This window comes from Alteromonas sp. ALT199 (assembly GCF_018619335.1).
In the GTDB taxonomy this organism is placed as follows: domain Bacteria; phylum Pseudomonadota; class Gammaproteobacteria; order Enterobacterales; family Alteromonadaceae; genus Alteromonas.
In genome coordinates this window covers 1-19,242 of record NZ_JAHHDX010000119.1, presented here as the reverse complement: position 1 = coordinate 19,242, position 19,242 = coordinate 1, and the positions used below count along the sequence as shown (strand labels likewise).

Genomic DNA, 19,242 nt, shown 5'->3' with positions numbered 1-19,242 from the left:
TTACTTTTTTATGACCAAATAAATGCCACCTAACGTCATAATAGAGGCGATAACAACTTGAACGCTCAGTTGCTCACCCAGTATCACCCACCCCATAAGCGTCGCAAGAACTGGGACGCTTAACTGCACAGTAGCAGCGGTTGTCGACTTAATAAGAGGTAAGACGCTGTACCAAGTTGCATAACCACAACCAGATGCAAGGACGCCTGAAAGGAGTGCCAGTAAAACGCCGTTGGTTTCGACGACTAATTTATTACCGTTTAACAACATAACAATACAAGCTAACGGAATGCACAAAACTGATGCGTAAATAAAATTACCCGATGTTGCCAGTAACGCAGACTTGCTTTTTTTTCCTAATAAAGAATACACACCCCATGCGACGCCAGCTGCAACCATTACTATTGCCGCTTTAATGGGTGGAGCAGATGCACTAGGGAGTAATAAAATTAAAAGCCCGATAAATGCCAATGCAAAGCCTAGCCATTGAAGAGCTTTGAAACGTTCTCCTTTCAATAAGCCAAAAGAGATCATGGTCAACTGTACCGCACCAAACAATAACAATGCACCGGTGCCGGTAGACATAGAAATGTAGGCATAAGAGAAACACAAAGCGTATAAAAATAATGACGCGCCACCCAGCAAAGTTCCATTGATCTTCAAGCCATGCCAAAGACGGTGTTCTCGGCCCGTAATTGCAGAACGACGCATAGATAAAAACGACAAGACAACAAGTGCTAATGCCCCGCTTGTTAAGCGCAACATGGTGAAACTGGCTGGATCAATAGAAGCGTTTGCTAGTGCCATTCTACAAAGTAGCGAATTCGCGGCAAAAGCAACCATAGCAACCGTGACTAAAAACAATGTTTTAAACAATGTGTGCCTCTCTAAGCTTGCGTGTATTTTTGTTTAGGTACTCTTTTAAAGGCCTAGTATTGCGTTAATAGCTTATAAAAACTATCAATTGAATGGCTAGTTAGCGTGAAAAAACACTACCATAACGAAAAAGAGGACCATAAAGGTCCTCTATAAATATATAAAGCGCAGGTCAGTAACTATAAAGACAAACCTAAACGCTCAGCAACTTCAATGTAGGTTTCTACAACCGAGCCAAGCCCCTGTCTGAAGCGGTCTTTATCCATCTTCTTGCGGGTTTCTTTGTCCCATAAGCGGCAGCCGTCAGGCGTAAATTCATCACCAAGCACAATGTTGCCATCTTTATCGACACCAAACTCAAGTTTGTAGTCAACAAGCAGCATACCCGCTTCGTCGAATAATGCTTTTAATACATTATTTACTTTGAAGGTTAACGCCTTCATTTCAGCAATTTGAGCTTCAGTCGCCCAACCAAATGATAGAATGTGGTAGTCATTCACCATCGGGTCGTGTAGCGCGTCGTTTTTAAGGAAAAACTCAAAAATAGGTGGGTTTAGCTCTTTGCCCTCTTCCACACCCAATCTACGGACCAAAGAGCCAGCAGACAAGTTTCTAACAACACACTCGACAGGGATCATGTCGAGCTTTTTAACTAAAGACTCAGTATCAGAAATCAGTGCTTCAACTTGTGTTGCAATGCCCGCTTCTTCAAGCTTTGTCATAATAAAGTGATTAAACTTGTTGTTTACTTCACCCTTGCGATCAAGCTGCTCAATTTTTTCACCATCAAACGCTGAAGTATCGTTTCGAAAGTGAAGGATTAGTTTTTCGCTATCATCGGTGTAATAAACAGTTTTTGCTTTACCGCGGTAAAGCTCGTCGCGTTTTTCCATTCTCAGTCTCAGTTATATATCAAGGTTATCTTCTGACATGACCTCAGCAAATGCACTGTAGAGGTCGGAAACCTGATTTGCTTCAAACGGCTCACTTTCATTATTCATGAAGGTGACTGATGTGCGTTCTGCACCCGCTTTTGCAACTTTCAAACGATAATCACCTTTTTCGATTAGCTCTTTATCGCTTGAGAATAAACCATCCCACCAGCTACCTTGGTCGCCATTATAGGAGACAAACAACAGGCCGTTTGATTTATCTAAATCTTTGACGTCAAAACCAAGTTTACGCAGCACCAATAACATTCTTGGCCATGCCACATCATACTGAGCTTCTACAATATACGCTGCATCACCGTCCGCATTAAAGCCCATCTCTGTATTGATACCTTGGCGGATCTTCGCAATTCTTCGCGTTTCGGCAAGTTGAACTTGATATTCATAATGACCGATTACTTGATTTAGCACTTCAACTTCTTCGCGGCGCTCTTCCATTGAAGATACCTCTGCAATTACATCGTTACCGAGCGTTTGCATATAATCTTTTAACTCAACGGTTAGTGCAGCGCTTCGACCGTGAGGCTTGACGTCTAGACTGAATTCAAATCGACGACCCACTTCACTTTCTTCATCAATGAAACTATACCAAGGACCTTCTATTTCCTTAGTGATAACCATCCAATCAGTGACCAGCATTTTATCTTCAGGACTAAAACTATCCACTCCAATGCCCTGCTCGTCCAAAAAGCTCAATAGTGAGTTCCAGATTGCTTGACTTAAAGGTTGGCTATCGTCTACTTGGTCGAACCAAATCGTCGCAGAGTTTTTGCCTTCTTCAACATGTGAACCCGTAACTAAAGGAAGTACTAATGCTGGAGAACGCACCATCAAGTTTTTTCCAACTAACGATGGGTCCGCCTCTTGTCCTAATTCAGGTACAGCAAAGTCTCGAGAAAAAGTGGGTGCATCTAAGTCAGGTGGTACTTCTAACGTATTGTGTTCTTTAGTTTTTAAGTACTCATAGCTACCTGACGCGGTCTTTCTATCTATTTGGCTTGAACAACCTGCAAGTGCAACCATCGCGACTGAACTTGCTATAGCCAGCGTTCTTTTCATCTGTGTTCCTTATTAACCAGAAATCAATTCGTATTTTTTTAGTAGTTCTTCGATACGTTTTTGGCTTGATAGTTCCGGTAAAACCATAGGTAATCGCATAACTGCACTTTTCATCATCCCCATTTTGTATAACGCCCACTTAGGCATTACAGGATTTGGCTCAATGAATAAGTCGCTGTGCAATAACTTGATTGTTTCATCGATCTCTCGACACTTATCGAAATCTTTAGAGAGGGCAGCTTCACACATTTGTGCAATGGCTTTAGGTACAATGTTAGCGGTTACTGAAATCACGCCATGTCCACCCTCACACATAAATTCAGCACTAGTACCATCGTCGCCGCTAAGAATAACAAAATCATCTGGCACAAGCGGCTGCGTTGCTTTTAATCGGGCAATATCACCAGTCGCGTCTTTAAGACCAACAATATTTTTATGGGACGATAGTTCTGCAACCGTTTCAGGCAACATATCAGCAACCGTGCGACCAGGTACGTTATAAAGAATAACGGGAAGGTCGCTTGCATCTGCTATGGCGTTGAAATGGGCAATCATGCCGGCCTGTTGAGGCTTGTTATAGTAAGGTACTACGCTTAAGAAACCGTCGATTCCCGTAGCGCCTAACTGTTCGGTAAGAAAGATCGCCTCGGCAGTAGAATTCGCGCCGCTACCTGCAATAACTGGGATAGAGCCTGATGCCATGGCTACTGTTTCTTTGACAACATTGATATGCTCGTCGAACGGAAGCGTTGCTGACTCACCAGTAGTTCCAACCGACACTATACCGTGAGTGCCCTGCTCTACATGAAACTTCACAAGTTTCTCTAAAGACTTGTAATCGATATCGCCGTTTTCGAGCATCGGCGTGACGAGTGCTACGTAACTACCAGTAAACATAATCTCTCCGCAAAATGTGAGCGCACATGGTAATTATGTCAGTGCTTAAACACAAGTAATAGCGCATGTAAAATGACAAGAATTTGACAATATCTTATTCAAACGCAAGAAAAAGGCGCTGACTTCTAAAAAAACTCTGTGCTAACATCCCGACATTATTAACATTGAAGTGAAGTAGATGTCGAAACACCAACTTATTGTTACCATTCTAGGTACAGACAACACTGGCATCCTAAGCGAAATTGCAACAACGGTATCAGAAGCTCAGTGCAATATTCTAGATAGCAGACAAGCTATTTATGGCAAAGAGTTCTCGTTGACTATGATCATCGAGGGTACGCAAACAGCCATTACAAAAGCAGAGTGCATACTACCCGCGTTGTTTCAGCGCCTTAATTTGCTATCAATGATGAAGCGAACAAGCCACCATGAAAAGCAAAATCTTGCGTACCTCTTTAATGTAGAGTTCAGCGGTGAAGACGAAGCGGGCCTGATTAAGGCCGTTACCGGCTTTTTCGCAGAGCGTGATGCCATGATTAGTGCGTTTAGACAGCGCACTTATAAAGACAAAGCCACTGGTAAAGACAACATGCGATGCAAATTTATTGTTTCGCTTACCTCAGATGAAAATATTGATGTTTTAGAATCTGATCTAATGTCCCTGTTCGAATCGTTAAATGTGACAGGCAAAGTAGTAGACAAACACAAGAAGGATCCCAATGAAAACGTTACAAGCTGGTGATAAAGCTCCACAATTCTCATTGCAGAACCAAAATGATGAAACCGTATCTTTAGCAGATTACGCGGGTAAAAAAGTACTTGTGTATTTTTACCCTAAGGCAATGACGCCCGGTTGTACGGTCCAGGCACAGGGCCTACGTGATGTTAATGATGAACTGACTGCAAAAAACGTGGTTGTGTTAGGTGTGAGTCCAGATGCCGTTAAGCGCCTGCCAAAGTTTATTGAAAAAGAGAACCTTAATTTCACCCTACTATCTGATGAAGACCACGCAGTTGCCGATGCATTCGGTGTGTGGGGACCTAAAAAGTTTATGGGAAAAGAATACGACGGTATTCATCGTCAAACTTTCTTGATAGACGAGAATGGTGTAATTGAGCATGTTTTCAATAAGTTCAAAACAAAAGAGCACCATACAGTCGTGCTTGATTACCTGAACAGCTAAACTTCTGAAATAGCAAAAAAGCCCCGATAACGTGCAGTTAACGGGGCTTTTTTTTACACATCAATTACTTTTTTGCTTCTTCGGGAATAGCAACCGGATTGCTAGACCACGCAGTAACTACGGCTTTCACAAGGGTGGCAAGTGGAATGGCAAAAAAGACGCCCCAAAAGCCCCAAAGACCGCCAAAGACTAAAACAGCGACAATGATATAAAGCGGGTGAAGACTTACCGCTTCAGAGAATAATAACGGAACCAGTAAATTACCATCTAATGCCTGAATAATGCCGTATGCAATCATCAGGTACCAAAACTCTGGCGAGATACCCCACTGAAACATAGCGACAACAGCCACGGGAATGGTAACCACTGCAGCGCCGATATAAGGGATAAGCACTGAAAAGCCAACTAAAACCCCAAGTAAAATGGCGTAGCGTAAGTCCATCAGCACAAAAGTTACGCAACTAATCACACCAACGATAACAATTTCAATCACTTTGCCGCGAATGTAATTGGCAATCTGGGAGTTCATCTCATGGCCGACTTGAGTAATGAGGCGGCGTTCTTTTGGTAGCAATCGAGATATACTGTCTAAAAAGAAGAGCTTGTCTTTCAGCATGAAGAACACCATTAAAGGTACCAGTACCATATAGACAAGCAAAGCAGCGAGGTTTGCAATGTTACTAAACGAAGCTGAAATAAGGGTTTCCCCTACTTCTACGAGCTTGTCATTGAGACCTTCCATCATTTGATGAATCTGATATACCTGAACGTAATCTGGGTACTTATCAGGTAGCGTTAAGATCCACTCCTGTGCTTTTTGCCAAATCAGTGGCGTTTCTTGAATGAGGTTCACGCTTTGTTTAGAAATAATAGGAACCAAGCCTATCAGTGTTAAAATAGTTATGGTGATGAATCCAAGCATAACTAAACCACAAGCAAGCGTACGACTTACACCAATATTAACCAAGCGGTTAACCGGCCAGTCAAGCAGGTAAGCTATAACTGCTGCCACCAGTACAGGCATAATTAGCCCGCCCCACAAGATTAACACCGTTGTGGTTAATAGAATTAAGATCAGCAGCATTGCTGCATCGGGATCGGAAAATTTGCGTCGGTACCATCGACCAAAAACGCTAATCATAGAAACGCCTAGAAATTACTAAGAATAGGACACGCATCATAGTTTATAGCGCTAGCAATTAGCAATAAGTAGTAGTTAAGTATCTTTCAAAATCAAACTGGTATGATGTTTTTACAGTATGAATATTAATGTGTAGAGTAGACGTTTCAGTAAATATGAAACAAAGTTCGATAGATTATCGTGAAATTGGTGGCTAGCTTAATGTAAAACTAAAAATATTAAGGGCTTGGCACATTAAATTTCAAACATTTTTCAAGGCTCTGCCTTTAGTGTCACATTTACTTAAAAATACATATAAGAAAATAATAAATTTTGAAACTGTTTAGCAACTTAGTGCTCTAAGTATTACGCAGTATTAAAATGTCCAATGATTGTAGGTTCATGAGAAAAAAGTTTTCAGCGTCTTTGTTTGCCCTTTCTTTCGTGCTCACTTCGAGCTTAACGGCTGTTGCACAAGATGTAAATTACAGTAATAAAAACGCACTTCCCGAAATTGGTGTAGTCGCTTCAGATGCTATTTCACTAGACAAGGAAATGATTGTAGGCGACGCAGTAATGCGCCAAATGCGCGGGCAAAGTCCTGTAATCTCAGACCCTGTGTTAGACGAGTATTTACAAGATGTTGGCAATCGCTTAGTTGTTCATGCTGATAACGCAAAGTTTCCTTTTGAATTTTTCTGGGTTAACAACGATGCGATAAATGCATTTGCGTTCTTTGGCGGCCATATTGGTGTTCACACAGGGTTGATGCGCCGTGCAAAAAACGAGAGCGAACTAGCTTCAGTACTAGCTCATGAAATTTCTCACGTTACACAACGACATATTGCGCGACGTATGCAAGCGCAACAGCGTTCGTCCCCTTTGGCTTTAGCATCGCTTATTGGCGGTGTACTTATTGCTATGGCTAACCCAGAAGCCGGTATTGCAGCAATGCAGGCGGGTTCGGCTGCATCAGCTCAGTTACAAATTGACTACACCCGTTCAAATGAGCAAGAAGCGGACAGAATTGGTATCGCAATGTTGGCAAGAGCGGGGTTTGATCCAAACGCAGCGGCATCGTTTTTCTCTACCATGGCGGAAGAATACCGCATGGTGTCCCGTCCACCAGCGAGGCTTCTTACTCACCCTCTAACCGAAACCCGTATCGCGGATGCGAGAAACCGTGCGGGGGACTATCCTAAACGCTACTTACCTATTAATAAGCAGTTCGAGTTGGCGAAAGCGCGTATAAAGGCACGCTATTCTTTTAAGGCTGAATACGCTGTAGATTATTTCGAAGCGGCCGTAGCACAAGATGTTCAACGCAGCAAAGAAGCTTCACTTTATGGTTTAGCATTGGCCTATATGCGAGACGAAAAAATTAAAAAGGCCAAGGAAGTTATGGACCAGCTCATCGCTGGTGATAAAGGCAACCTTTTCTATCTTGATGCTATGACCGACATTTATATTTCTATGGGAGAACCCTTAAAGGCAGTAGAAATGCTAACACCTTTCGTTACGCATAACCCAAGAAACCAGGTTCTAGCGCTTAACCAAGCTAACGCCTATATTAGCGCTCAAAAATACGATGAAGCGGTATCCTTGCTGAAAGATTTTTTACTGGTGAGAAAGGATTACCAGGTAGCACATCAGCTTATGAGCGAAGCGTACCAAAAATCCAAACGTTTTTCGCAAATGCACCAAAGCAAAGCTGAAGTTTACGCGCTTTATGGCGCCTACAATCGGGCGGTAGACGAGCTCCAATATGCTTATAACTTTGCCGGTGACGACCATCTTGAAAAACAGAGAATTAGGGCTCGTATCAAACAATTTCGTGATCAGGAAGAACGCTTAGAGCGGCTATAGCTTTCTTGGGCGAGTTCTTATCCTCGCTTAACTTTTCACCTTCTCTTTTAGTTCAGCGCCTTTAAATCACTAAGGCGCTGACGTAAGCTTTCTGCGGTTACCTCTCCCATTATCGTATCTATTACCCTTCCTTCGGGCCCGAGTATAAAGGTAGCAGGCAAATAAGGTGGTTTTTCCATTGGTAGTTTGGTGTCGGGCGAACTCACAATAACGGGGATAGCAATATCAAATTCCTTGATCATGGCTGAGAGCTCAGGCTTCGTTTTTATGTCGTAGTTAATCGCAAATAGTCGTGTATTTTTCGGGAGAGACTGATGAAACAACGCTAACTCAGGCATTTCACGAAGACACGGCGCGCACCATGGCGCAAAATAGTTCACCACTATCCACTGCCCCTGAAGGTCGTGCCAGCGGTACGCTTCTCCATCCAATGTTTCAAAATCTTTTTGAGTACTCTGATATGTAAAGATTCCTGCCATAGTGGCAGAAATTAAAAGAAGAATAAGAAGGAACGGTTTAGTTTTGCCCACATTGCTATATATCGGTGAAAACGACATGTGACCTACTAATTTCTATTATTTTCTCCATAGTGCCAGATTCTCAAAGCCATCTCTAATAGAATTTTTAGCGCCGTTTCTTGCGTATTTTACTCATCGGCAATGAACTCAAAAGCAATATTCTCCTAATTATTAGCAGTTGTAGGTAAACTGCTTGATATTCGAGAACAAAAACGCAATAGTTCGCGCCGAAAGAAACAATTTAAAAACGGGGCTTTTATGTCAGACATCTCTATTATTCACAATCCACGCTGCTCAAAAAGCAGACAAACACTAGCGTTACTTGAAGAGAAAGGCGAAGCGCCTGTTGTTGTTGAATATTTGAAACACCCACTCAACGTACAAGAACTCGAAGCGATATTTAAAAAACTTAACGTTGGATCGGTTAGAGAAATGATGCGTACTAAAGAGGCAGAATATAAAGTAGCCAATTTAGGCGACGACGATTTATCTGACGATGCACTTTTTGAAGCCATGGCTAAAACGCCAAAACTTATCGAGCGCCCAATTGTAATAAAAGGCTCGAACGCGCGCATTGGACGTCCACCAGAATCGGTATTGGAAATATTATAGTGCACCCTGTTCTTGTACTTTATTACAGCCGTCATGGCAGCACGAAGCGTTTAGCTGACGCCATTGCACAAGGTATAGCGGCAGAAGATGTGCCGGTTATAGTACGCACTGTTAAAAGCATAAACGAACCGACCAGTAACCTAGTTGAAACGTCAAATGAAATATCTAGTGCTGTTCCTGAAGTCACGTTGCAGGAACTTGAACAATGCAGCGCGTTAGCATTAGGCAGCCCCACACGATTTGGTAATATGGCGGCTCCGGTAAAACACTTTTTGGATTCGACAAGTAGCCAATGGCTAAAAGGTGCACTCATTGATAAGCCAGCCTGCGTATTTACTTCCTCATCGTCTATGCATGGAGGACAAGAATCCACACTGCTTTCGATGATGGTTCCACTTATTCATCACGGTATGGTAATTTGCGGGCTACCGTACAGCGAGCCAGAGCTACACAACACAACAATGGGCGGAAGTCCTTATGGTGTCACACACGTAGCGCACCACAGTTTAAGTACGCCCGAACAGCTAAGCACAGATGAAAAAGCGCTATGTTTTGCCCAAGGCAAACGTCTGGCTACGTTTGCCAAAAGGTTGTCGCAAAACGGTTAAGTAGCACTACAACCAATGCGCACTAATACAAATTCAATATAACATCATTACCTGATTTCTTCGGAGAATAAACATGGCACCAGATACGCGTTTTTTTCGCTATCTAGCACTTATCAGCCACACTGGGTTAATCATATGGATAACACTTTGGCAATTTACATTTACTAAAGAGCATACTTACTCGCCTTTATTTATTGCCTTATTTTATATATTACCCTTACTGTTACCCTACTGGGGCATATTAAAGGGCAAACCTTATACCCACGCGTGGGCCAATTTTGTTGTCTTATTTTATTTGATACATGGGTGCACCGTTGCTTACGCGGTGTCTTCGGAAATGTGGTATGCAGTGGTAGAGATTGTTTTATGCACGGGCATGTTTGTGGGGTGCAGTGCGTTTGCTAGGAAACGCGGCCGCGAACTAGGTTTAGGCCTTAAAAAGTTCAAGGAAGAAATGAAGGAAGAAAAAGAGCGGTTTGAACAGGGCTAGCAATAGTGCGAACAGATAGCTATCTAGTACATTGTATGCGACAAAAAGGCGTAACTATGTACGTATGAAGAGGTTGATATGAAAAGCCGTTTACCTGAACTTTCGTTAATAATCGTATTGATTATGATACTCGCTTCGTGCGGGGGTTCAGACTCAAGCGGCAATTCATCTCCAAGTTTTCCTTCTACACCGCCATCAATTAGTATCTCAGGCTCAAGCGCCGCTCTTGTCGGTGATGCGGTAGATTTCGTCGTTACCGCCCCTAACGGCAGAGCAATAGCAGATATAAATTGGCAAGTTTCAGGCTTGTCACAACAACCCCTTAACGCCCATACCCAAGCTATTGGGTTTGACGTAACTTCCGCTGGCAGCTTCGAAATTTCCGTAAATTTGAGCCTAGAAGACGGCGCAACACTTTCCGATACTTTGACGTTACAAGTAGATGAAAACACAGCCGCTTTAGCAGCCTTACGATTGGGTCACGAAGCGTCAGAAGGTGGCAGAGTTTCCCTTCGTGTTGACACGGTAAATACCCCAAATTTAACCATTACTGATATTGCATGGCGACAACGTCAAGGCGCCACGGTCAATAGCTTTAATTATGATGAGGGCGACTATTCACAATCGATCTATTTTCAGGCACCGAGCGTGAGTAGCGACTCTGTTATAGAAATTGAAAGCGTGGTTACGCTTTCAAACGGCGAGGTGCTAACTGACACTGCCCAAGTTTTAGTAAAAGACATCGACATTAACCGCAGCGGCTATTTTGTTGATGACGAAACCAATATCCCAGAAACCGTTAGCGCACATATGCAGCCTTATAGCATTAACAGCCCATACGCTTCTGCGCTAGATGAATGTATTTATAACAACCAAATATCAAATAGCTGCAGCTTCTCTCGGCTACCCTTGATTGGTCAGGTGACTGAAGACCCTTCAATTGATGACATTTTAGATAGGACATACGTGTCACATCCTTGGATGGGAGATGCGTTTAAATCGTTTTTAGAGACATCTGCAACTCGAGATGACATGTTGCAACTGTTGCGTGCAACTAACGCTGTTGTTATTTCGTACGATATTCGCCCTTCTTTTTATTGGGTTGCTACTGGTGCAATATATTTAGATGCCAACAACTTCTGGCGTACGCCACAAGAGCGTGACACCTTAAATTCTCGCCCCGATTATAGAAGCAGCTTTGGTAACGAGTTGGAATTCACAACGTCATGGCGCTATGTGAAAGATGGCGCTTACTACTTTCCCGCCATAAATTCATCTAATGTGGCGAATAGGCAACCACGCGACGCAAAAGATGTCGAAGCGGCACTTAGTTATTTGCTCTATCATGAACTGGCTCACGCCAACGATTTTTTCGATTACACTGAGTGGCAACAGCTAGATAACGGTGCAAGCCCTCTCTCTTCTTATGATGACACCTCACCTATTTCAACTGGGCTAACGTCTTCATTGCCTTTGACTTCAGCTCAGCTACACGCCCTTTCAGAAGTAAGGTACGGCGGCACGACAGCAACAAGTTCACAGCGCAGCTATACCGCTTTACAGGTTGCTAATTGGTTTGAAGAAGACCATGCCGTTGCTTTTTACTCCTACTTTACGGAACGAGAAGATCTCGCCATGCTGTTTGAGCGGTTTATGATGCTTTATCGACTTGATGCAGAGGCCGATATAGGCGTTTTTTCGCGAGAAACTCTAGAGGATGGTAGTTTTATTCCTAGCTGGGCACAGCGAAACCGCGTGAGTGATGACAACGCCACCATGCGCGTAAATTACGTGGTAAGTAGAATTTTACCCGACTTAGACCTACCTACTATTCAAGCTTCATTGCCAGGCCCTTACCTTTTACCTAATAACGTGACCTGGCGAGAATCAGCATCTAGCACTAATGAACAACCCAGCAACAGTTATATAGAGGAGCAAAGTAATAAGGTAGGTGTTGTGTCTTCTAACGCGAAGTTAATGACGTTGGCAGAAGAATTTGCAGTTGCTTCTGAAACTCACGGTAAAAAAGAGAACTTATAAACGCTAAATAAACCGTAAATAGAACAGTTAAGTGTTGCGCAGAAATGAATCAAACGGCTCTCTTTTTAATTCGTCGATGATGTATAAAGAATTTAAGAGCATGGTTATGTACGGGAAAAACTTTTGCTTTGACTAATTCAGGTTAAGCTTACGCTTTGGCTAATTTAGGTTAAGCTCTCGCTTTGGCTAATTTAAGTTAAGCTCGCGCTTAACCATGCCCACCGACAGGCGTTTTTGTTCCTGGAGTGAGCGAGTATCTAAGCGCGCCAATAAGGACATGAGGCTTTTCAGATCACGTTCGCTATGAAGCAGAAGAAACTGCAATGCTTGGTTTGATAGCTTCAAACCGCGTTCAGCCGCACGCAAGCGCACTGCTTCTTCACGGCCAATATCATCTAACTGATTAATGTGGTAAATGACCCCCCATGCCAAGCGGGAACGCAAATCGGGCAACACGAATGCAGGGTTTGACGGTCCTAGGTGACTTGTACATAACACCATGGCTTGTTTGGTTTCTATAACGCGATTCAATAAATCAAACAGCGCTTCTTCCCAATGTATATCACCGGCTATCGCATGTATATTGTCTAACGCAATGAGCGAAAGGTCTTCAAGGCCCTCGAATATATCCAAAGACCAAGCTTTATAATCATTAAGATTTAAATAAAGGTGACTAACGGATTTGCCCGCTAATTGATGACAGGTGGCAAATAGCAAATGGCTTTTACCAACAGCAGAACTGCCTAATAAGGTTAGCAGTGGAAGTTGCAGCGAAGCAAAAGCCCCCAACTCTGGGGCCTGTCGCCAAAGCGGCAGCGCACCAGAAACCTGCTCAAGAACTGAAACGACTTCTTCGTTGCCAGTTGTAACGAAACTATCAAAATTTTCATCAACGGGTAACGTTACAGGCAAGGTCAGCTGCATGCTAAATTAATTGCTCCAATAGAAACTGTGTCCGTTAACACTTTTCCCGTATGCATCGGTCACAGGGCGTAATTTGTTCTCTAACGTAACGCTGTTTAGCAAATCGTCTACTGTCCCTAACAAGGTTAATGAGTATGTTGCGACTGTACCTGATTGCTCCACTAACGTTGCATTTTCGATAACACTCAAACTGTTTAAGTAGTCTGTAGCTTTGGCGTAGCTTTTCACTGAGCCGATATTGGCGATTGAAACCGTGATGACTTCGCGGTCAGATTCCTCAATACCTACAATGGCGTAAAGCGATGATAGGTAATTTGAATACGCATCTACTAATTGATTGCCGAGGACTTCTGGAGAGTCACCATAAATACTGCCGTAGCTCACTTTGCCGCCGCCTATGAAAACCCAGTCGAGCGCGTAATCGCCTTCATTGGCACGCTTAGCGTAGTTAGCAAACTCGCTCATTGTAAATGGCATTGTGTTGTTTTGTTCTTCTGCTTGCCCTTTCAGCGATGAATTGGTTTCACCAGTCTCTGAAGCTAGGCCAGCTAAACTATCGTTATCATCTACAAAGCCTTTACCGTCGCCATTCAAGCTATCTATTTCAGTGCGAGCTAGGGATTCCTGTTGCGGGTTCGATATTGAACCATAGGCGTCCTGAGTTTCTGGACTTTGTCGATCGCTCTGGTTTCTAATTTGAGCTTCTTCGTTAAGCACATCTTCCAACGATTCAACCGTACCTGAAGGCACTACATTTTCTGGCAAATCTGGGATCTCACTTGGAGTGTTACGATAAACTCTCGCGCCAATAATGTTGTCTACGCTATAGCGCATGGATGCTTTACGAAGTGGCTCTACGAATCGCCCCCATACGTCATATGTAGAAATATTGACGTTATCTGTCAAGTCCATCAAAGGCAGACTAAGGGGCACGCCACGTTCTTTTGCGGTTTGTTTAAGCTCATGCTGTAAATCTGTGTTCAGTGACTCATCGAGTATAACGCGGGTTTCGTTTTCACCTTCCTGTGCCAACCACACAATAGTCTCTGGGCGTCTATCCCCCCAAAGCGGCAAAAGTTCTCGTTGTAATATTTCATTGAGCTTCGCTTGGTCAAATTCGGCAATATAATAGGTTCTGTTGTTATCGAACGCGAATCGATATGAACGTAGTAACGATTGAGGAGATGTTAATGCGGCTTTCACTCCTGCATTATCGAGGACATTTGTGCTGCCTGACATTTTGATAAACACTTGTCTAAGCGCTTTTTTAAGTGCAGCTTGTTGAGTGCGTTGGGTTTGATCTTCAACTTGGATTTGTGCTTCATTTACAATAACGCGCTGAGCAGCTTGCGTATGCGCACTATAATTTAATAAAGCGATAAAAGAGACACCCAATATGCGTTTAAAACGCTGTTTCATTTTTCTCGTCTCATTGGTGTTACACGTTACTGCCGTCAACATTGACACTCCATACTCTTCTTAAAATCAATTCCTTACCTACCACTATATGAATCAAACCGAATTCAAAACACAATTGAAAACTGCCTAACTTACGTGTTATCCACTCTACTTTTCAGAGCTAGACTTATTTCAAGCAAGATGTTCACCAAAAGATAGCCTTCTATTGTCTTTTATATTGGGTTTAATTTCACCCTTAAAATAAAAAAGATCAAAAAGCACATAAAATAGCCGTCACAAATTGGACTTGTGCCGACTTGCTGGTAGAATCCGCGGTTTTCTACCTCTTAGTTTCAGGGCCCAACCGTGAGCGAAAATAAAACCTCTTTAAGTTACAAAGATGCAGGCGTAGATATCGATGCAGGCAATCAACTTGTTGAACGCATTAAATCAGTTACCAAAAAAACCCACAGACCCGAAGTAAAAGGTAATTTGGGTGGTTTCGGAGCACTTTGCGAACTGCCTACAAAGTACAAAAAGCCGCTACTTGTCTCAGGTACTGATGGCGTAGGGACAAAACTAAGAGTGGCTATGGATGCAAACCGCCATGATGGTGTTGGCATTGACCTAGTGGCAATGTGTGTAAACGACCTGATTGTACAAGGTGCTGAGCCTTTATTTTTCCTTGACTATTACGCAACGGGTAAATTAGATGTTGATGTTGCAGCTTCGGTAGTTACTGGTATCGGCGCAGGGTGCGAGCAAGCGGGTTGCGCGCTAATTGGTGGTGAAACAGCTGAAATGCCGGGAATGTACCACGATGGCGATTACGATATAGCAGGATTCTGCGTTGGTGTAGTTGAAGCTGATAAAGTTATTGATGGCACTAACGTTAAACCAGGTCAAAAACTTATTGCGCTTGGATCGTCAGGCCCGCATTCGAACGGTTATTCTCTTGTAAGAAAGATTATTGAAGTGAGCGGCGCTGATGTTAATGCCGACTTAAATGGTAAGCCAATTATCGACCAGTTACTTGAGCCTACGCGTATATATGTTAAGTCGGTATTGGCAATGCTAGAAAAAGTTCAAGCAAGTGCTATCTCACACATAACGGGCGGCGGCTTTTGGGAAAATATTCCTCGCGTACTTCCTGAAGATGCAAAAGTAGTTATAGATGAAAACTCGTGGGAATGGCCTGCTATTTTCTCATGGCTACAAGAAAACGGAAACGTGACGCGCCATGAAATGTACCGCACATTTAACTGTGGTGTTGGTCTTGTCATCGTTGTAGACGAAAACGATACCGATACAGCGCTCGATATTCTTAAGCAGCATGGTGAAAATGCGTGGGTGATAGGTGATATAGCTGCAAAAGACGGCGAAGAGCAAGTAGAGATCAACGCGTGAGTAACACTGTAATCAAACTATGCGTGCTTATTTCAGGTAATGGCAGTAATTTACAGGCCATCATTGACGAAATAAAAAGCGGTCGTCTTAACGCACAAATAAGCGGAGTGATAAGTAATCGCCCTAATGCTTATGGTCTTGAACGCGCCAAAGACGCAGGGATTAAAGCAGTATGCTTAGATCACACTGATTTTGAAACGCGTGAATCTTATGATGAAGCACTTAAAGAACAAATAGAGGCTTTTGGAGCTGACTGTGTTGTTCTTGCTGGCTTTATGCGAATCTTAACACCTGAGTTTGTTGATAGCTTGGCTGGTAAATTAGTGAACATTCACCCATCTTTGTTGCCAAAGTACAAAGGTTTGAATACGCATCAGCGAGCTATCGACAATGGTGACAAAGAGCACGGCGTAAGCGTGCACTTTGTTACACCTGAACTTGATGGTGGTCCGGTTATCATTCAAAGTCGTGTGCCTGTGTTTGAAGACGACACCGCAAGCGACCTAGCTGAGCGCGTTCAAGAACAAGAACGCCGCATCTACCCGCTAGTACTTTCATGGTTTAGTGCTGGCCGGTTATCGATGCGCAACAATAAGGCAGTTTTAGATGAGCAAGAACTACCAGAATCTGGCTATGCAAGCGATTAAGACTTTTGCTTTAAGTACAGTGTTAGCAGTATCGCTTTCGGTGACCGCGCAAGCGAAAGTAGGTGCCGGGTTAGCTCTTCAGCCCTACAAAGCAACCTATACTGCATACAAGTGGGGCGACGATGTAGGTGAAGCAAATATTGAGCTTTCGAAGTTAGGGGACAAGCAGTACTCCCTAATTTATACCTCTAAGGTCTCGAAGTTCTTCTTATCGGACAAACGCAGCGAACACTCTATATTCACTGTAGACGGAAATACTGTTGTTCCTTCAGAGTATTACTACAGTCGATCGGGAACTGGGCCTGATAAAGAGTTAAAAGTGACCTTCAGCCAGCAAGGTCAAGGTAAAATTTCTGTCGAAAACGGCGAAACATTCGACTGGAACGGCGAATTTGATAACCAAATTTACCGAATTGACCTGGCAAAACAACTAGCGCAAGGTAAAACGACTTTAGACTATAATTTCGTAAACTACCGCGGAGAGCTTAGGCATTATGGTGTTCAGGTTGTCGATAAAGAAGTACTCTCGCTACCGTTTGGAAAAATCGATACGGTAAAAGTAAAGCTAATTCGAGATTCCAAGAAACGTGAAACCTTCGCATGGTTCGCACCGTCTTTAGACTATACGCTCGTCAGGCTACAGCAGTTCAAAGATGGTGATGAGCAAGGTGACATCAAGCTTAAGTCGTTTGAAACGCGTTAAAGCGTGCTGAAACGAAGCAACTTTTCGTTTTAGCAATTTATCCAAAATATTAAATGGCACGTCTTTAACGCAAGTTAGGCGTGCTTTTTTATTAACAAAATCCGAAAGTAAAAAGCTTCGAAAATACGTATTACAATTTGCGACCCCCACTCTCAAACAGTGATTATATCTAGCGACTATACTTATAAATGATCAAGCCCACTACCCTATTATTTATGTCGTTGTTAATAGAATATTCATGTAAAAATCTTGATCTTTGCCCTATTAAATAATAGGTTTACAGCATGCTGGTCTGACCTCGATGTCCATTCGCGTTTTATAGAGTGTATTTGAAACGTTGAGATTAAGACTAGCGTAACGTTTAACGCCTTTCAGGAGTGAAGTATGGCAGATTTTATATGGTTTTTACTGGTCGTTTTGGCGCTAGCAGTTGCTAGCTACCAGCGCACCAGTTTGGTAACGGCGGTTGCCATTGGCGCAGGTGTTATGATTTTAGGCACCCTTTTCGGTGACATAGGCCTGCTGGGTTGGGTAGTGTTCCTTGTTTTAACACTGCCGTTCACACTTGCTAATATCAGACAGCAACACATTTCTAAGAAGCTGCTTGCTTTCTACCGCAAAGTTATGCCTGAAATGTCGAGCACTGAGCAAGAAGCTATTGACGCCGGTACCGTGTGGTGGGACGGCGATATTTTCAGCGGTAAGCCAGACTGGGACAAACTACATCGTATTCCTAAAGGCCGACTGACCGTCGAAGAACAGGCGTTTTTAGACGGGCCGTGTGATAAAGTGTGTTCTATGGTCGATGAGTGGCAAATAAACCATAAAGACGCGGATCTTCCTCCTGAAGTTTGGCAGTTCTTAAAAGAACATAAGTTCTTTGCCATGATCATTAAGAAACAGTATGGCGGCTTAGAGTTCTCTGCCTATGCACAATCGCGTGTTCTGCAAAAACTCGCAGGCGTAAGTGCGGTACTATCAAGCACGGTCGGTGTACCTAACTCTCTAGGTCCTGGCGAGCTTCTTCAACACTATGGAACAAAAGAGCAGCAAGATCACTACTTGCCACGCCTTGCCGCGGGTGAAGAAATTCCTTGCTTCGCATTAACTGGTCCTGAAGCAGGTTCTGACGCTGGTGCAATTCCTGATGTTGGTGTTGTATGTAAGGGCGAGTGGAATGGCGAAGAAGTGTTGGGTATGCGCCTAACGTTTAACAAGCGCTACATTACCCTTGCGCCAGTTGCTACTGTTATTGGTCTTGCGTTTAAACTTCAAGATCCTGAAGGTCTTCTAGGTGATAACAAAGAGCCCGGTATCACGTGTGCTCTTATTCCACGAGATACAAAGGGCTTAGAAATTGGCCGTCGCCACTTCCCATTGAATACACCGTTCCAGAACGGCCCTATCAAGGGTGAGGAAATCTTCGTACCTATCGATTATATTATCGGTGGCCCTGCAATGGCTGGACGAGGCTGGCGTATGCTTGTTGAGTGTTTGTCGGTAGGCCGTTGTATTACGCTTCCTTCATCTGCTGCTGGTGGCGCTAAATCCGTATCACTTGCAACAGGAGCATATGCTCGCATTCGTCGTCAGTTCCGTATGCCGGTAGGCCATATGGAAGGCGTTGAAGAAATGCTCGCGCGCATTGGTGGTAATGCTTACTTGATGGATGGCGTAACTCGCTTTTCAACAGTGGGCGTTGACTTAGGTGAGAAACCTTCTGTCATCTCGGCAATCTGTAAGTACCACCTAACCGAAAAAATGCGTCAAGTTATCAACGACTCGATGGACGTTCACGGCGGTAAAGGCGTAATGCTTGGGCCAAATAACTATTTAGGCCGTGGCTATCAAGGCGTACCGGTATCAATTACGGTTGAAGGTGCAAACATTCTAACTCGTAACATGATGATCTTCGGTCAAGGTGCAATGCGTTGTCACCCTTA

At 43.4% G+C, this 19,242-nt stretch carries 19 protein-coding genes; 11 read left to right on the top strand and 8 right to left on the bottom strand.

The genetic code is table 11. The features are described 5' to 3' along the window. From KL866_RS13040 to dapA, 4 genes are all read right to left on the bottom strand, one after another. Positions 1–876 (bottom strand): DMT family transporter, encoded by an 876-nt coding sequence (locus KL866_RS13040; RefSeq protein WP_214995357.1) that lies wholly within the window; start codon positions 874–876, stop codon positions 1–3. A 179-nt stretch (positions 877–1,055) separates the two neighbouring features. After that, positions 1,056–1,769 (bottom strand): phosphoribosylaminoimidazolesuccinocarboxamide synthase, encoded by a 714-nt coding sequence (gene purC, locus KL866_RS13035; RefSeq protein WP_025255385.1) that lies wholly within the window; start codon positions 1,767–1,769, stop codon positions 1,056–1,058. Positions 1,770–1,781: 12 nt separating this feature from the next. Continuing rightward, positions 1,782–2,885, bottom strand: a complete 1,104-nt coding sequence (gene bamC / locus KL866_RS13030) for an outer membrane protein assembly factor BamC (RefSeq protein WP_025255386.1) — start codon at positions 2,883–2,885, stop codon at positions 1,782–1,784. A 12-nt stretch (positions 2,886–2,897) separates the two neighbouring features. Beyond that, entirely contained in the window at positions 2,898–3,782 is an 885-nt protein-coding gene (gene dapA / locus KL866_RS13025) for a 4-hydroxy-tetrahydrodipicolinate synthase (RefSeq protein WP_025255387.1), read from the bottom strand. A gap of 178 nt (positions 3,783–3,960) precedes the next feature. Here dapA and KL866_RS13020 point away from each other — a divergent pair, with 178 nt between their 5' ends. Both KL866_RS13020 and bcp read left to right on the top strand, forming a co-directional pair. After that, positions 3,961–4,524: a glycine cleavage system protein R gene (locus KL866_RS13020; protein WP_025255388.1), complete on the top strand. Its 564-nt coding sequence runs from the start codon at positions 3,961–3,963 to the stop codon at positions 4,522–4,524. Beyond that, positions 4,502–4,966, top strand: coding sequence for a thioredoxin-dependent thiol peroxidase (bcp, locus tag KL866_RS13015; RefSeq protein WP_214995355.1), 465 nt, complete (start codon positions 4,502–4,504; stop codon positions 4,964–4,966). The genes KL866_RS13020 and bcp overlap by 23 nt, the downstream gene beginning before the upstream one ends. A gap of 64 nt (positions 4,967–5,030) precedes the next feature. Here bcp and KL866_RS13010 read toward each other — a convergent pair whose 3' ends face one another. Beyond that, a complete protein-coding gene (locus KL866_RS13010) occupies positions 5,031–6,107 on the bottom strand; it encodes an AI-2E family transporter (protein WP_025255390.1) in 1,077 nt (358 codons plus the stop codon). A gap of 381 nt (positions 6,108–6,488) precedes the next feature. Between KL866_RS13010 and KL866_RS13005 the strand changes: the two genes are divergently transcribed. Next, on the top strand, positions 6,489–7,952 hold the full coding sequence (locus KL866_RS13005) for a M48 family metalloprotease (protein ID WP_025255391.1): 1,464 nt from the start codon (positions 6,489–6,491) through the stop codon (positions 7,950–7,952). A gap of 47 nt (positions 7,953–7,999) precedes the next feature. On the opposite strand, the gene KL866_RS13000 is transcribed toward KL866_RS13005, so the two are convergent. Continuing rightward, positions 8,000–8,509: a TlpA disulfide reductase family protein gene (locus KL866_RS13000; RefSeq protein WP_214995353.1), complete on the bottom strand. Its 510-nt coding sequence runs from the start codon at positions 8,507–8,509 to the stop codon at positions 8,000–8,002. Between the two features lie 219 nt (positions 8,510–8,728). Between KL866_RS13000 and arsC the strand changes: the two genes are divergently transcribed. The 4 genes from arsC to KL866_RS12980 all read left to right on the top strand — a co-directional run bounded on the left by arsC (position 8,729) and on the right by KL866_RS12980 (position 12,220). After that, positions 8,729–9,082 carry an arsenate reductase (glutaredoxin) gene (arsC, locus tag KL866_RS12995; protein WP_025255393.1) on the top strand — a complete coding sequence of 118 codons (354 nt, stop codon included), beginning with the start codon at positions 8,729–8,731 and terminating at the stop codon, positions 9,080–9,082. Continuing rightward, entirely contained in the window at positions 9,082–9,690 is a 609-nt protein-coding gene (gene wrbA, locus KL866_RS12990; RefSeq protein WP_214995351.1) for an NAD(P)H:quinone oxidoreductase, read from the top strand. The genes arsC and wrbA overlap by 1 nt, the downstream gene beginning before the upstream one ends. Positions 9,691–9,763: 73 nt before the next feature. Further along, positions 9,764–10,180, top strand: coding sequence for a DUF2069 domain-containing protein (locus KL866_RS12985; protein ID WP_214995349.1), 417 nt, complete (start codon positions 9,764–9,766; stop codon positions 10,178–10,180). Positions 10,181–10,258: 78 nt separating this feature from the next. Then, complete coding sequence (locus KL866_RS12980; protein WP_214995347.1) at positions 10,259–12,220, top strand: hypothetical protein; 1,962 nt, start codon at positions 10,259–10,261, stop codon at positions 12,218–12,220. Positions 12,221–12,406: 186 nt separating this feature from the next. Here the strand turns inward: KL866_RS12980 and hda are convergent, their stop codons facing one another. Both hda and KL866_RS12970 read right to left on the bottom strand, forming a co-directional pair. Beyond that, complete coding sequence (gene hda / locus KL866_RS12975; protein WP_025255396.1) at positions 12,407–13,144, bottom strand: DnaA regulatory inactivator Hda; 738 nt, start codon at positions 13,142–13,144, stop codon at positions 12,407–12,409. A 6-nt stretch (positions 13,145–13,150) separates the two neighbouring features. Then, positions 13,151–14,605, bottom strand: coding sequence for a DUF2066 domain-containing protein (locus KL866_RS12970; protein WP_214995345.1), 1,455 nt, complete (start codon positions 14,603–14,605; stop codon positions 13,151–13,153). 303 nt (positions 14,606–14,908) lie between these two features. On the opposite strand from KL866_RS12970, the gene purM reads away from it, so the two are divergent. The 4 genes from purM to KL866_RS12950 form a co-directional block, all read left to right on the top strand. Further along, positions 14,909–15,949: a phosphoribosylformylglycinamidine cyclo-ligase gene (purM, locus tag KL866_RS12965; protein WP_025255398.1), complete on the top strand. Its 1,041-nt coding sequence runs from the start codon at positions 14,909–14,911 to the stop codon at positions 15,947–15,949. After that, positions 15,946–16,596 carry a phosphoribosylglycinamide formyltransferase gene (gene purN, locus KL866_RS12960; RefSeq protein WP_025255399.1) on the top strand — a complete coding sequence of 217 codons (651 nt, stop codon included), beginning with the start codon at positions 15,946–15,948 and terminating at the stop codon, positions 16,594–16,596. Before purM ends, purN begins: the two co-directional genes overlap by 4 nt. Continuing rightward, positions 16,556–17,299 (top strand): DUF3108 domain-containing protein, encoded by a 744-nt coding sequence (locus tag KL866_RS12955; protein ID WP_251140032.1) that lies wholly within the window; start codon positions 16,556–16,558, stop codon positions 17,297–17,299. Before purN ends, KL866_RS12955 begins: the two co-directional genes overlap by 41 nt. 384 nt (positions 17,300–17,683) lie before the next feature. Beyond that, positions 17,684–19,242, top strand: a 1,559-nt coding sequence (locus KL866_RS12950) for an acyl-CoA dehydrogenase (RefSeq protein ID WP_214995343.1), incomplete at its 3' end; no start/stop codon positions are given.

What these genes read in the sequence shown, in the direction of transcription:
- KL866_RS13020 (WP_025255388.1), top strand. Translation starts at nt 3,961, where the DNA reads ATGTCGAAACACCAACTTATTGTTACCATTCTAGGTACAGACAACACT.
- KL866_RS13005 (WP_025255391.1), top strand. Translation starts at nt 6,489, where the DNA reads ATGAGAAAAAAGTTTTCAGCGTCTTTGTTTGCCCTTTCTTTCGTGCTC.
- KL866_RS13000 (WP_214995353.1), bottom strand. Translation starts at nt 8,509, where the DNA reads ATGTCGTTTTCACCGATATATAGCAATGTGGGCAAAACTAAACCGTTC.
- bamC (WP_025255386.1), bottom strand. Translation starts at nt 2,885, where the DNA reads ATGAAAAGAACGCTGGCTATAGCAAGTTCAGTCGCGATGGTTGCACTT.
- KL866_RS12970 (WP_214995345.1), bottom strand. Translation starts at nt 14,605, where the DNA reads ATGTTGACGGCAGTAACGTGTAACACCAATGAGACGAGAAAAATGAAA.
- KL866_RS12955 (WP_251140032.1), top strand. Translation starts at nt 16,556, where the DNA reads ATGAGCAAGAACTACCAGAATCTGGCTATGCAAGCGATTAAGACTTTT.
- KL866_RS12980 (WP_214995347.1), top strand. Translation starts at nt 10,259, where the DNA reads ATGAAAAGCCGTTTACCTGAACTTTCGTTAATAATCGTATTGATTATG.
- dapA (WP_025255387.1), bottom strand. Translation starts at nt 3,782, where the DNA reads ATGTTTACTGGTAGTTACGTAGCACTCGTCACGCCGATGCTCGAAAAC.
- bcp (WP_214995355.1), top strand. Translation starts at nt 4,502, where the DNA reads ATGAAAACGTTACAAGCTGGTGATAAAGCTCCACAATTCTCATTGCAG.
- KL866_RS13010 (WP_025255390.1), bottom strand. Translation starts at nt 6,107, where the DNA reads ATGATTAGCGTTTTTGGTCGATGGTACCGACGCAAATTTTCCGATCCC.
- KL866_RS12985 (WP_214995349.1), top strand. Translation starts at nt 9,764, where the DNA reads ATGGCACCAGATACGCGTTTTTTTCGCTATCTAGCACTTATCAGCCAC.
- arsC (WP_025255393.1), top strand. Translation starts at nt 8,729, where the DNA reads ATGTCAGACATCTCTATTATTCACAATCCACGCTGCTCAAAAAGCAGA.
- purC (WP_025255385.1), bottom strand. Translation starts at nt 1,769, where the DNA reads ATGGAAAAACGCGACGAGCTTTACCGCGGTAAAGCAAAAACTGTTTAT.
- hda (WP_025255396.1), bottom strand. Translation starts at nt 13,144, where the DNA reads ATGCAGCTGACCTTGCCTGTAACGTTACCCGTTGATGAAAATTTTGAT.